General features: G+C 51.1%; 10 protein-coding genes. All 10 read right to left on the reverse strand.

Annotated elements, in window-relative coordinates; genetic code table 11:
* Positions 1-255 precede the first annotated feature (255 nt).
* Positions 256-2,124, reverse strand: a complete 1,869-nt coding sequence (gene recQ / locus PG862_RS00005; RefSeq protein ID WP_270706128.1) for a DNA helicase RecQ — start codon at positions 2,122-2,124, stop codon at positions 256-258.
* A gap of 192 nt (positions 2,125-2,316) precedes the next feature.
* The gene (locus PG862_RS00010) at positions 2,317-3,111 is read right to left on the reverse strand and encodes an HAD-IIB family hydrolase (RefSeq protein ID WP_243105031.1); all 795 of its coding nucleotides are present in this window, start codon (positions 3,109-3,111) and stop codon (positions 2,317-2,319) included.
* Positions 3,098-3,685, reverse strand: a complete 588-nt coding sequence (locus PG862_RS00015; protein WP_022359972.1) for a xanthine phosphoribosyltransferase — start codon at positions 3,683-3,685, stop codon at positions 3,098-3,100. The genes PG862_RS00010 and PG862_RS00015 overlap by 14 nt, the downstream gene beginning before the upstream one ends.
* Positions 3,686-3,723: 38 nt before the next feature.
* Positions 3,724-4,860, reverse strand: a complete 1,137-nt coding sequence (tig, locus tag PG862_RS00020; RefSeq protein WP_270706131.1) for a trigger factor — start codon at positions 4,858-4,860, stop codon at positions 3,724-3,726.
* Between the two features lie 347 nt (positions 4,861-5,207).
* Positions 5,208-6,602, reverse strand: coding sequence for an aminopeptidase (locus tag PG862_RS00025; protein WP_118491719.1), 1,395 nt, complete (start codon positions 6,600-6,602; stop codon positions 5,208-5,210).
* A gap of 20 nt (positions 6,603-6,622) precedes the next feature.
* Complete coding sequence (gene dtd, locus PG862_RS00030) at positions 6,623-7,081, reverse strand: D-aminoacyl-tRNA deacylase (protein WP_270706132.1); 459 nt, start codon at positions 7,079-7,081, stop codon at positions 6,623-6,625.
* A 38-nt stretch (positions 7,082-7,119) separates the two neighbouring features.
* Complete coding sequence (locus PG862_RS00035) at positions 7,120-8,937, reverse strand: glycerophosphodiester phosphodiesterase family protein (RefSeq protein ID WP_118672590.1); 1,818 nt, start codon at positions 8,935-8,937, stop codon at positions 7,120-7,122.
* A gap of 12 nt (positions 8,938-8,949) precedes the next feature.
* Positions 8,950-9,729 carry a GTP pyrophosphokinase gene (locus PG862_RS00040; RefSeq protein ID WP_118523080.1) on the reverse strand — a complete coding sequence of 260 codons (780 nt, stop codon included), beginning with the start codon at positions 9,727-9,729 and terminating at the stop codon, positions 8,950-8,952.
* A 23-nt stretch (positions 9,730-9,752) separates the two neighbouring features.
* Positions 9,753-10,667, reverse strand: coding sequence for a S1 RNA-binding domain-containing protein (locus PG862_RS00045; RefSeq protein WP_270706133.1), 915 nt, complete (start codon positions 10,665-10,667; stop codon positions 9,753-9,755).
* 310 nt (positions 10,668-10,977) lie between these two features.
* Positions 10,978-12,975: a TRAP transporter permease gene (locus PG862_RS00050; RefSeq protein WP_270706134.1), complete on the reverse strand. Its 1,998-nt coding sequence runs from the start codon at positions 12,973-12,975 to the stop codon at positions 10,978-10,980.
* Positions 12,976-12,987: the final 12 nt, after the last annotated feature.

A 12,987-nucleotide genomic window follows, 5' to 3' on the forward strand; every position in this document is an offset into this window, starting at 1 on the left:
TATTTCACCGACCAAACCATATGGTAGTTAATATTACACACACAAGTCCTATAATGTATAAGATTTTCTTTCATACATATAGTATATCATATCGAAATGTAATGCGCAACCATTATTCGAACGTATTTTCGTTTTTATTGTATGCCGGTTACGGCATTACTATCAAAGGATGAGAATTATTATACTATTTGCATTGTGCAGATATGCACACTACTGCGCTTTCATCTCGGTAATTGAATTGCCGAGGATTCCCGCTTATTGTCCTAAGAACTTCCGCACGCACTCCAGAAACCGTTCTCCATATTTTTCAAACTTATACGCACCCACGCCGGACACCTCCAGCATCTCCGCTTCCGTGACCGGTTTTAAAATACACATATGCGTCAGCGTCTTATCAGAAAATACGATATACGGCGGCACTTTTTCCTCGGATGCGATCTCGCGGCGCAGCGCGCGGAGTGCCTCGAAGAGCGTCTCTTCCTTCTCCGTAAATTCGGCTGCCCCGGCTGGAAGCTTCGCGCCCCGGCGGCTCTTTTTGCTGCTTCCAGCTGCCTGTTTCTCCCGCTCCTTCGCCATCTTCATCTCGATTGGCTCCGGTGCTTCCAGGAAAGCAGCACCTTTTTCCGTCAATTTGACAATCGAATACTCATCCGCCATGACAAACAGATACTCCTCCACCTGGAGGAAATTAAACATCTGGCGCAGATGCACAACACTCTCCTTCGCCAGCTCCCCATAATGCGGATTCTCATCCATCCGGTAATTGCGGATCTTAACCGTATTCGCCCCGTGAACCGTGTCGAGAATTACCGTTGTTCCATAGCGCTGTCCGCACGACTGCACACAGCCTAAGAGACTCTCTGCCGCCGCCTGAATGTCGATCGTGTCGAATTGCGTCATACAATTCGAACAGTTTCCGCAGTAATTACTTCCATATTCGCCGAAATACCGCAGGATATAATCACGCAGGCACTCATTCGTAAAACAATAAAACGTCATCTTTTTCAGGCGTTCCCGGTCACGTTCCAGCACCACCTGCCGCGTATAGTCGTCAAGCTCCTGATTGTCCTGGTTCCGCTCAATAAAGAGCCGGTTCGTCACCACATCCCGCCCGCTATAATACAGGATGCACTCCGCCGGTTCGCCGTCACGCCCGGCACGTCCTGCCTCCTGATAGTAGGCTTCCAGGTTCTTCGGCATCCCGCAGTGCAGGACAAACCGTACATCCGACCGGTCGATTCCCATGCCGAACGCATTGGTCGCCACCATCACCGGAACCCGGTCATAGATAAAATCATCCTGATTCTTCTGCCGCTCCGCATCAGAAAGTCCCGCATGGTAACGCGTCACTGAAAATCCATCCCGGATTAACTTCTCACAGATTTCCTCGACATTCTTGCGGGTCAGGCAGTAAATTATCCCCCCCTGTCCCGGATGTGCTTCCAGATATGCCCGGATTGCCACATAGCGGTCCTTCGGCGTCTCCACTGCAAAATACAAGTTTTTCCGGTCAAATCCCGTCGTCAGCATCACCGGGTTCTGTAACTGCAAAATGTCGATGATATCGTCCCGGACCTCCTTGGTCGCGGTCGCCGTAAAAGCACTGACCACCGGACGCCTCGGCAGCTTCTCGATAAAATCAACAATCTTCAAATAACTCGGTCTGAAATCCTGTCCCCACTGGGAAATGCAGTGCGCCTCATCGATCGCCAGCATCGCAATATCCACGTGCATCGCAAAATCAAGAAATGCCTCCGTCATCAGACGCTCCGGCGCCACGTAAATGATTGGATAACGCCCCTCGCGCGCATACCCAAGCGCCTTATAATACTGTGCCGTCGTCAGCGAACTGTTCAGATACGCCGCGTGGACGCCCGCCTGATTGAGTGCCGTAACTTGATCCTTCATCAGAGAAATCAGCGGTGACACCACCAGCGTGATTCCCGGAAGAATCAATGCCGGAACCTGATAACACAGTGATTTTCCGCTGCCCGTCGGCATGATTCCCAGCACATCACGCCCATCAAGAATCCCGTCAATCAGTATTTCCTGTCCTTCGCGGAAGCTGTCATATCCGAAATACCGCTTGAGAACTTCATATTTTTCCGATTTCTCATAATTCATATATCTTTATCCAACACCCTTTCATTCTAGTTCTGTCTCAACTATCCACAATCTTGAGCATTTCAAGTCTCAGACATCCACCAGGTCAATCTTTCCTGAAACTTCTCTCCACAGGATGTTTCTCTGAACTCCACACATCCACACAAATTTCACTCTTTATACATATATATCAAACACCAAACCATTGCTTCCTTACAAAAGTCCCAGCTCTTCCATCGCCCGGTAAATCCCATCTTCCTCCACGGTCTTCGCCGTAAACGTCGCATACGGCTCCAGCCCGGCATCGTGTTTTCCCATGACAACCGCATTCGGCACATACTGGAACATCGACAGATCGTTCATGCTGTCTCCAAAGACCCACGCGTCCTCCAGCGCGATCCCATATTGCTTCAAAATCCACTCGATCGCACTCGCCTTAGAATGCCCCATCGGCACACACTCATAGAAGCCGCCGCCCCGGTCAATCACCTCAAAATCCCGAAGTGTCTCAAAAAATCCCGCCGGATCACTGTCTGCTCCGACTGCCACGCAAAATTTACTGATCGAAAAGGACGGATCCGACCAGTCCTTCGCCGAAACAGATCCGCTCTGGTCGAGAATCGAGCGGATCGCCCGCATCGTTTCGGTCTGCACCCCATCTGGCCGGAAAAAGCAGGCGTCCACGCCCTCCATCACTGTATCCATCCGGAACTGCAGAATATCCTCTTTCAGTTTCTCCGCCCGTTCTGGCGAAATTCTCTGGTCATAGAGTGTCTTTCCATCCACGGAAATATAGGTACCACAGCCGCAGAGCAGCCCGTTTACCGGCGCTTCCTCCCGGATTTTGGACGTCTGGCACCAGGTCCGCCCCGTATTAATAAATGTCAAATTTCCCTTTTCCATTGTTTTTTTTAAGGCAAGCACCGCGCTTTGCGGTACCTGCCTTAATTTTTCACTAAACAATGTTCCATCAATATCAAAAAACAATGCTTTTTTATTTATCTTCATTTCTGAATACGATCTCCCCAGTCTCTGCATTCATGCTGTCTACGATCGCCAGTGACTCAACGCGGATGCCCTTATCACGGATGCGTTTGCCGCCGTCCTGAAAACCTTTTTCAATGACAATGCCCGCACCAACTAATTCTGCTCCCGAATCCTGAATCAAAGTGGTCAGACCGTCTAATGCCTTGCCCTTTGCCAGAAAATCATCGATAACCAGAACCTTATCGCCTTTTCCAAGGAACTCCTTGGACACAATAATATCATATACAGTGCCATGGGTAAACGATTCAACCTTCGTTGTATACACTTCTCCGGCAATATTTTTCGTCTTTGTTTTCTTGGCAAATACAACCGGAACATCAAAATATTCGGCTACGATACAGGCAATACCAATACCCGACGCCTCGATCGTCAGGATCTTGTTGATCTCCTCACCCTCAAAACGGCGTTTAAACTCCTTGCCGATCTCCTGGAACAGATGAATATCCATCTGGTGATTCAGGAAACGATCCACTTTCAATACATTTCCTGCTCTTACGATTCCATCTTTACGGATTCTGTCGTATAAAATCTGCATATGTCTATCCCCTTATCTGTATTTTTATGAGACGCTTTCTACTCCGCCTCGTCCTCGGCTGCTTCTGTATTCAGCGCCGCATTGTTCTCCTCAGTGCTGACGGTGATCTTGGCATTTTCTACCAGAAAATCAAGTGTCTTCTGCATCAGTGCCGTATCGTCCACCATCTTCTGATCGATGTTATCGTTCTGAAGCATCGTCTCCAGGCTCTCGTAGCCATAGCGTTTCGCCAGTGCCTCCTTGTCCGAATCGTCGATCGTGATATTTTCCTGCTTCGCAATCTCATTTAAAACGATGGACTGCTTCGCCATTTCCTTGGCTTCCTGGCGGATCTCCTGCTTGAAGCTGTCCTCGTCGCTTCCAATCATGCCCGCATAGGTCGCCAGATCGACGCCGTAGGAGGAAAGCATGTTGGTGTATGCCTTTAACTGTGTATCATATGCCTCGTCGATCGATGCAGTCGAGCATACAACTTCTGAATTGTCCACAACCGCATTGAGAATATCCGTATCTCTCTGATTGTCAATCGAGAGCTGTTTCTGCTCTAAGAGGTTCTCACGGGTGGATTCACGGTATTTCTCCACGGTTCCATCATCCGGTGATACGGAAGCAACAAACTCATCCGTCAGTTCCGGAACGGAGCGCTCCTTGACCGCATTGACCGTTACCTCAAATACAACCGCCTTACCTGCCAGATCCGGGTTGTTCGGATACGGATCCGGGAAGGTCAGGTTTAAGTCTTTCTGATCGCCCTTCACAGCGCCGACCAGCCCATCCTCGAATCCATCGATAAAGCTGCCGGATCCCAGTGTCAGGTCATAGCCCTCGGCGGTACCGCCCTTAAATGCCTCACCGTCCAAAAGTCCCTTATAGTCAATGTTGACCTGATCGCCCGTCTGGGCTGCCCGGTCTACCTCGCGGTACTCGGCCTTTGAATTCAACACCTGCTGAATCTGGTTTTCTACTTCCTCGTCCGTCACGGATGCCTCGGTCACGGTCACAGCGATGCCTTTGTACTCGCCCAGCTTCACGCTGCTCTCTGCGACATACTCCTCTGTCTCTGCAGCCGTGCTCTCTGCTGCGGTCGTCTCAGTCCCTGTCTTTTTTCCGCATCCAGATGCCGCTGCTGCTACCGCAACCGCCAGACAGATGCCTGCTATTTTCCATCTCTTCATTTAGTCGTCCTCTATCTCTCAATTTCCTGCCTGCGCCATCCGGCACCTGGCTTTCAAACGCACATATGATATATCTGCACGTATGTCTTACCAATCATCATACCACAAACCAGCCTGTCGCAAAAGCGATTTTTCAATATTTTCAATATTTTACATATTCTATCTTTTCAACGTTTCTTTTTTCATATTTCATCACTTTTTCCAATTTAAAGAAGCCGGATATGACTTATTTGATAAAAAAGAATGTGCCTTTTTTGTAATAGGAAATTCCTTGGAATTTCCTATTACAAAAAATTCCGCCAGAAAAAAACATTTTGTCTTTCCTGACGGAATTTTCTGGCTATTTTTTAGCTGCAAAATGCTGCAAATGCCAGATATGTGTTATAGATATCCAGTTTCGATGCCAGCTCAAATGGGGCATGCATGGATAAAATCGGAACACCCATATCCACAACGTCTACATCCATGCCAGCCACAAACAGGGCAACCGTGCCGCCGCCGCCGACGTCTACTGCGCCCAGCTCGCCGATCTGCCAGTATACGCCTGCCTCATCCATGATCTGGATCACTTTCGCCATCGTCTCCGCGCTCGCGTCGTTGCTGCCGGATTTGCCACGCGCACCCGTATATTTCGTCAAAACGACACCCTTATTCAGATAGCAGGAGTTTTTTTCTTCAAATACACTCGCAAACGTCGGGTCATACGCCGCATTGACATCCGCCGACAGGCACAGAGAATGCTTCAGCACTTTGCGAACATCCACATTTCCTGCCTTGCACAGTCCCTCAATATAATGCAAGGTAAAATCGGAATTTAAGCCAGTATTTCCAACGGAACCGATCTCCTCTTTATCTGCCAGAATCGTAACAGTCGTATATTCCGGGGACTTGGCTTTCATCTCTGCGGTCAGTGCCGTGTACGCGCACACCTTGTCATCCTGTCCGTAAGCACCGACCAGGCTGCGGTCCAGACCAACATCTGTTGCCTTTACTGCCGGCACAAACTCGATCTCTGCACGCAGGAAATCCTTCTCCGTCATGCCAAAGCGCTCATTTAAGAGCGACAGCGCCAGCAGCTTGACCGGCTCCTTGATCGAGTCTTCTTCCTCGCACGGATACGGCAGGGAGCCAACGATGATATTTAATTCCTCGCCCTTGATGCCGTCCTTCAGTTTCCGCTCATTCTGTTGTGCGGCAAGATGCGGAAGCAGATCGGTCACGCAGAAGACCGGATCACCCTCTTTTTCGCCGATGCAAATATCCATCGATGTGCCGTCCTTTAAAATCACAACACCGTGCATCGCCAGCGGGATCGTCGCCCACTGGTATTTGCGGATACCGCCGTAATAATGGGTCTTGAAATATGCCGCCTCTGCCTTCTCATACAGCGGGTTCGGTTTCAGATCCAGGCGCGGGGAATCGATGTGAGCCACGTTAATGCGGACGCCGTCCTCCAGCGGACGTTTTCCGAACGTGCTCATCAGAAGCGCTTTCTTGCGGTTGATCTGGTATACCTTGTCGCCCGGCTGATAGATTTTTCCTTCTTCGAACTCCTCATAACCAGCCTCTTTCAGGCGGAGCACCGCTTCGCGCACAAATTCGCGCTCGGTCTTTGCCGCATTTAAAAACTCCTTATATCCCTCGCAATACGCAAATGCCTTTTCCTCCTGCTCCGGGGCTTTCTTTCCAATATTAGGAAATTCCCAGATCAGTTTTTCTCTCTGTTCTTTCGCTACTGACATATCCTTCCTCCTTTTGCAAATCATTTCTTTTTCACTATCGTATCACTATCCAGCAGAATCGTAAATGGTCCATCGTTTAAAAGCTCGACCTTCATATCTGCCCCGAAAATACCGTGCTCGACCTTCCGCACCTGTCCGGCGCAGCGCGCCAGCGCGTGTTCGTAGAGATGGTTCGCCAGTTCTGGATTTCCCGCACCCGTAAAGCCCGGGCGGTTTCCGTGGTTGCAGTCCGCGTACAAAGTAAACTGGCTGATCAGCAGGATCTCGCCATCCACATCCGCCAGCGAACAGTTCGTCTTGCCGTTCTCATCCTCAAAAATACGCAGCTTGCACATTTTATCCACCATTTTGTCGGTGATTTCCTCCGTGTCGGTGTCGCTGACGCCCATCAGCACCATATATCCACGGCCGATCGAGCCGATCAGCTCGCCGTCTACCTTTACACTCGCGTGTTTGACTCTCTGTAGTACAAATCTCATGTTTTTCTCCTGATTTTTATTTTTCCTGTAATCTTTCTTTACCGCAGCAGCGCCCTCAGCCGCGCCAGCAGATTCTCCGCATTTTCCTCGCCCAGAATGACCTCCCGCGCCAGGATCGGCCGGTCGGTGATGATGTTATCGACGCCGATCATCTTCATTCGCTCCAGTTCACTCTTTTTATTGACCGTCCAGACATGGACCTCCTTACCACAGGCATGGACGCGCTCGACCAGCTTCCGGTTCGCTGAACTGGAGATCAGGCTGATAAAATCGATCGCATCATCCTCGTAATAGCTTCCATATGCTGCCGACAAAATATAGCCCGTATAAATATCTGGATCCGCCGCCTTCACCCGCTTTAAATAAGAAAGACTCGTCGATGTCACGACGCACTGTTCCACGAAATCATTCTCCCGGATACAGTCCACGACCTTTTCCGGCAGATCGCTCGACGCGCCGGCATATTTGATCTCGATGTTCAGCATCATCCGTCCCCTGACATATTCGATAACGTCCTCCAGCTTCGGAATCCGCGTCCCGCTGTACTGCTCCGAATACCAGCCACCGGCATCTACCTGCTGCAGCTCATCCCAGGAAAGCGATCGGATCGTCCGCCGCGTCCCGTCGATCCGCTCCAGAGTGCTGTCATGGAACAATACCAGCACACCATCCCGCGTCTCCTGCACATCCAGCTCTGCAAAATCCGCCATCTGATCGACCGCTGCCTCCATCGCAGGCATCGTGTTCTCCGGTGCGCTCGTCGATGCGCCCCGATGCGCTGTGAGCTGCACTTCCCTCAGCTGATCCGCCGCCAGCACATTGCCCCGGTAAAAAGCGTCGTACATTGCTCCGGCGCTCAATGCCGTCAGAAGTGCCAGCGCCGCCATCCGGTTGCGGCGGCTCATCCACGGAAGACCCGCATGTTCGCCAGCTTCAAACTTCCAGCGCTCTTTGTTCTGACGTTTCCGGTCCAGCTGCACATATAACACCGTCAATGCGCCATAATTGACCGACATCAGCGCGATGCTCATGAGCGGCATCAAAACCATCTCGATCCGGTCGCGCGCCTCTAAAACCAGAATCAATTCCAGACGCCGGTCCGCAAACCAGACAGCAAACACCGCCACAATCACAACCGCAATCAGATAGAGCACCACCGTTACCGCCGTAACTGCCAGATTGCACAAAACAAGCGTCCCAACTACCTGTACCCGATTACCGCGCAGCAGCTCCCTGCTTCGCAGAAATCCGCCCCGAAACGACCGCTGCTCCAGCATACAGCCAAAACAGATAAAAATCGTCGGAAGTGAAATCACAACCGCGCCAACAATCACGCCAACCAGTAAAAGCCGCCCCCAGTTCTCCGCCAGAAGCGCTGGAAGGATAAATTTGACCGCCTTCACATGACATAACATCCGGTAAATCAAAAATGAATGAAGCACCAGGCCGTGAACCGCCAGCACCAGAAACAACCTCAGATTCCGCTTTCGGATCTCTGATACCGTCAGACGGATGCCTGCCGCAAACATCGAAAAAGCGCTCATTTTCCGCGAGAGTGCCGCCGCCTGATATGCCGCCAGAAGTCCCGCCGCCTCGATGGAAACTCCCACCAGTAGGATCGCTGCCATCAAAACCAGAATCGCGATCGTAACCGGCCGCAGCAGGTAGGAAACCAGATTGCTGACCGTCACATAACTGTAGCCAGACGCGCGCACCGACAGCCGGAACAGCGCCGCCACTGCCTGCAAAAGAAGCGGCAGCGTGAGCAAACGGAAAGCCAGCTCAAACAGCAGAATATTCCCCCCATTTACCTGAACAATCTGCTTTGTCTCACCCATCCGCCTGCGTATCTTCATTTTCTTCGTCTCTTACTCTCCGGCTTCTTTCCGGTTCCCGGACGCAGATTCCCCGCTCCGTTTCCCGTCTTTCGGCTCCTGCTCGTTCCCCGCGGGCACATCCTCCCGCTCTGCTTTCTTCATTTCCTCCGCCACTTTCGCAGCTTCCTTCTCCTTCGCCTGTTCCTCCGCAATCTTCGTGATCGCCTGATTCAGGGAAAACATCTTATTATCCAGCATATCCGCCATATCCGCGCAGGCTTTCAGTTCCTGCTCCAGATAATCCGGCGCATTTCCTTCAAATTTATAATAAATCTTGTGTTCCAGACTTGCCCAGAAATCCATCGCTATCGTCCGTATCTGGATCTCCACCTTCGTATCCACCGGACCATCGCTTAGATAAATCGGGATCGTCACAACCATATGGTAACTCTTGTATCCGTTCGGCTTCGGATTCTTGATATAATCCTTCACCACCAGCACCGTCACATCTGACTGACGCGCGATCATCTCCGCGATCCGGTAAATATCCGGGCTGAACGAGCAGATAATACGGATGCCCGCAATATCGCTCAGATGCTCAATCATGTTCGGGATCGTTACCTCATATCCACCGCGTTTAAGCTTCTTGACAATACTCTCCGGCGTTTTCAGGCGCGATTTGATGTGCTCGATCGGATTGTAATTATATAAATGAATAAACTCGTTATTTAGAATTTCAATTTTCGTGTTAATCGCTTTCAGGGCAGAATTGTACAGAAACATGACTGTCGTCCACTGGTCAAGCTGATTATACGTCTCAGGGATATTCAATTTTCCCTCTCCTTTACTGCTATTTAGTCAAATTTAAAGCCCTTTAACAGCTCGGCAAACCCGGTTGTCGCCTCGCCTGACTCATGATAATTAAATACTTCCTCTTCCGGCGCTTCGTCCGGCTCTACCTCTTTCATGCTAAGGCTTAGTTTGCCATTTGCGGTAGACAGGATTTTCACCGTCACTTTCTGTCCCACCTTTACGACTGCACCCGGATTCTCCACGCGCTTTTTACTCATCTGGGAAACGTGTACCAGTCCGCTTAAGCCATTTTCCAGCAGGACAAACGCGCCGTATGGCTTGATTGTCTCGATCGTTCCTTCCATGATCGCGCCGGTCTCACAACGCGCAATCCGGCTCTTCTTCTCCGCATCCTGTTTTTCTCTCGCCAACTCTCTGCCGGACAGGACGAGACGTTTCTTCTCCTCATCCGCCTCAATCACCAGCACCGGAATCTTCTTTCCATTCCAGCTGTCCAGATCCTCGACATACGCTGCATCCAGTCTCGACGCCGGTATAAAGCCGCGCACGCCTTCCACCATCGCAACCGCACCGCCGTTTACGACCTCGGAAATAGTAACCTCAAGCGGTGTGCGCTCATCGAGCAGCTGGCGGAAATGTTCCCACGTCATCCTGTCATTCGCCTCCTTGCGGGATAAAACGACATTGCCCTCGCCGTCGTCGGTCTGAATTACCGTTGCCGTGAGCAGGTCGCCCGGCTGAATCTCTTCTTTCATATTAAAATCCGGATCATTGCTCAGATTCTCACGGTCAATCACGCCCTGAGCAAAATATTTCAGATCCACCAGCACCTGGTCGTCCGTCACTGCAACAACCGTGCCAGTCACAATATCGCCCTCATGCAGACGCTTGAAAGACGCCTCCAGCTCCTCGGCATAGTCCTCCATTGTCTCTACCAACTCTTTATTCTCATCCATCCTGGTATTTCTCCTTTCCGTTCCTTCTACACTCTTTTGGGTGGCAAAACTCTATTGACTATTTAACCATATTCCACCCGATATTTCCAGAGTGAATTTGTGAAAATTATCTTAAAATCGATTCGCTACCGCCCGATTCACAGCCTCTGGTTTGCAAACATCCCACCGGAAACAAAAAACATACCTTGCTGAAACCGCACGAAGTTTCCTATGCCACAAAAGACCGCACATGCCTGCGCCTGTGCGGTCTACGTTTACACACACTTCACATCACAGTTTACACGTTATGTAAACTGCAATGCAAATTCATTCATCCAACACCCGTCTCCGCATCTTTCTCCAATCCATGGTTCTTCTGCCAGAATGTCACACCGCCAACCAACACAAGTCCCAGAAGATCCGTCCATGCGCCCGGATCCATCATGCACAGACCGCCCACGATCAAAACCAGCCGCTCTACAACGGACAGCCATCCAAACAGAAAACCGTTAAGCGCCGCCGCAATCCCGAAGATACCGAGCAGCGAGGTGATGCAGATCTGCACAACCTGCAGTGCATTCGTGTCGATGAATACCATCGCCGGGTTAAATGCCAGAATATACGGCACGATAAAAGCGGCAACCGCCAGCCGCGTCGCATTGAGCGCCGTTTTCATCGGAGGCGCTTTCGCGATCGCGGAACCCGCATAAGCTGCCAATGCCACCGGCGGTGTGATATCCGCCACGATTCCGAAATAGAAAACAAAGAAATGCGCGCAGACCAGATTGATCCCGATCTCCGGTGCAATCAGAATCGGCGCACAGGTCGCCGCCATAATACAGTAATTTGCCGTCGTCGGAACGCCCATGCCAAGCACGATACAGCATAACATCGTCAGGAACAGCGCGATCAGCGGTTTTCCCTGGGAAACTGCCACAATTGCCGTGATCAGCTTCGATGCCAGACCGGTCGATGTGATACATCCAGCCACCAGCCCCGCCATCGCACAGGCAACCGCCACCGTGATCGTGCCGCGTCCGCCTGCCTCCAGCGCATCCACAATCTTTTTCAGCGTGATCCGGTTATTCCGGTTCAGAGCACCGACCGCAATCGCGGCAAAGATCGCTACCGACGCAGAAAACTGCATCGTAAATGTATTTGTCGATACCAGCACCACCAGCACAATCAACGGTGCCAGCAGATAGATCTGTTTCATCAGCACCCGCATCTGCGGCAGTTCCTCCCGCGGAATTCCACGAAGTCCCAGTTTCTGTGCCTCCAGATGCACTGCGATATAAATACCCGCAAAATACAGCACTGCCGGAAGAATCGCTTTCAGCGCCACCGTCGCATACGGCACGCCCATATATTCTGCCATCAGGAATGCTGCCGCGCCCATGATTGGCGGCATGATCTGCCCGCCGGTCGAAGCAGCCGCCTCCACTGCTCCGGCAAATTCCGGGCGGTAACCACATTTTTTCATCATCGGGATCGTGACCGAACCCGTTGTGACAGTATTTCCAACCGAAGATCCCGATACCATCCCGCAGAGCGCCGAGGAGATAACCGCCACCTTCGCCGGACCGCCCGCCGAGGAACCGCAGAGACAGTTCGCCAGGTCGATAAAAAAATTCGAGATCCCCGTCCGTTCCAGAAACGCCCCGAAAATGATAAAGACCACAATATATTTTGCACAGACATTGATCGGCGTATTCATAACTCCGCTCGTCGTGTAAAATAAATCATAAATAACCTTTCCAAAACGCACCGTCGCAAATGTATATACAAGCAGTGCACCGACCACACAGAGAATCGGGATTCCCACACAACGCCTGCAAAGTTCCATCAGCGAGAGCACCGCCAGAATCGCCATCAGCACCATAACCGGATTCTTCGTGACCCGCGTCGCCAGCTTAATGATCGCATGCGCGTTCGCCGCAAAATAGAAAAATGGAACCGCCCCCACTGCCATCAGAACCCAGTCGTACCACGGCATATGGTTGATGCGTCCGTCTCCCTTCTGAACCGGATAATGCAGATACCCGAGAATCAGAATCATTCCCAGAAACATCGACAACCGGATTTCCGGCAAGGCGGTACTGAAAAGCGTCACATAAATGCTGTAAACGGAAAATAATACCGACAGCCACCGGATGATCAATGCTGGTTTCCCCTGCCAGACGCGCGTGTTGGACTCGCGGTCATATTTTTTCATGACTAACTCAACATCCGCAGCTGTCCCTGTGTCCGAATCGCCCTTTTTCAGGCTTTCACGTTCCAGGTATTTTAGATCTGGTGCCCTGTTTTTCTTTTCCTTCCATTCACCCATTCGTATAACCCC

Origin of the sequence: Clostridium fessum, assembly GCF_027698965.1 — a bacterium.
GTDB lineage: Bacteria > Bacillota > Clostridia > Lachnospirales > Lachnospiraceae > Otoolea > Otoolea fessa.

Bases quoted from the DNA above. Each gene is read 5' to 3' on its own strand.
- recQ (WP_270706128.1), bottom strand. From the start codon at position 2,124: ATGAATTATGAGAAATCGGAAAAATATGAAGTTCTCAAGCGGTATTTC.
- PG862_RS00010 (WP_243105031.1), bottom strand. From the start codon at position 3,111: ATGAAGATAAATAAAAAAGCATTGTTTTTTGATATTGATGGAACATTG.
- PG862_RS00015 (WP_022359972.1), bottom strand. From the start codon at position 3,685: ATGCAGATTTTATACGACAGAATCCGTAAAGATGGAATCGTAAGAGCA.
- tig (WP_270706131.1), bottom strand. From the start codon at position 4,860: ATGAAGAGATGGAAAATAGCAGGCATCTGTCTGGCGGTTGCGGTAGCA.
- PG862_RS00025 (WP_118491719.1), bottom strand. From the start codon at position 6,602: ATGTCAGTAGCGAAAGAACAGAGAGAAAAACTGATCTGGGAATTTCCT.
- dtd (WP_270706132.1), bottom strand. From the start codon at position 7,081: ATGAGATTTGTACTACAGAGAGTCAAACACGCGAGTGTAAAGGTAGAC.
- PG862_RS00035 (WP_118672590.1), bottom strand. From the start codon at position 8,937: ATGAAGATACGCAGGCGGATGGGTGAGACAAAGCAGATTGTTCAGGTA.
- PG862_RS00045 (WP_270706133.1), bottom strand. From the start codon at position 10,667: ATGGATGAGAATAAAGAGTTGGTAGAGACAATGGAGGACTATGCCGAG.
- PG862_RS00050 (WP_270706134.1), bottom strand. From the start codon at position 12,975: ATGGGTGAATGGAAGGAAAAGAAAAACAGGGCACCAGATCTAAAATAC.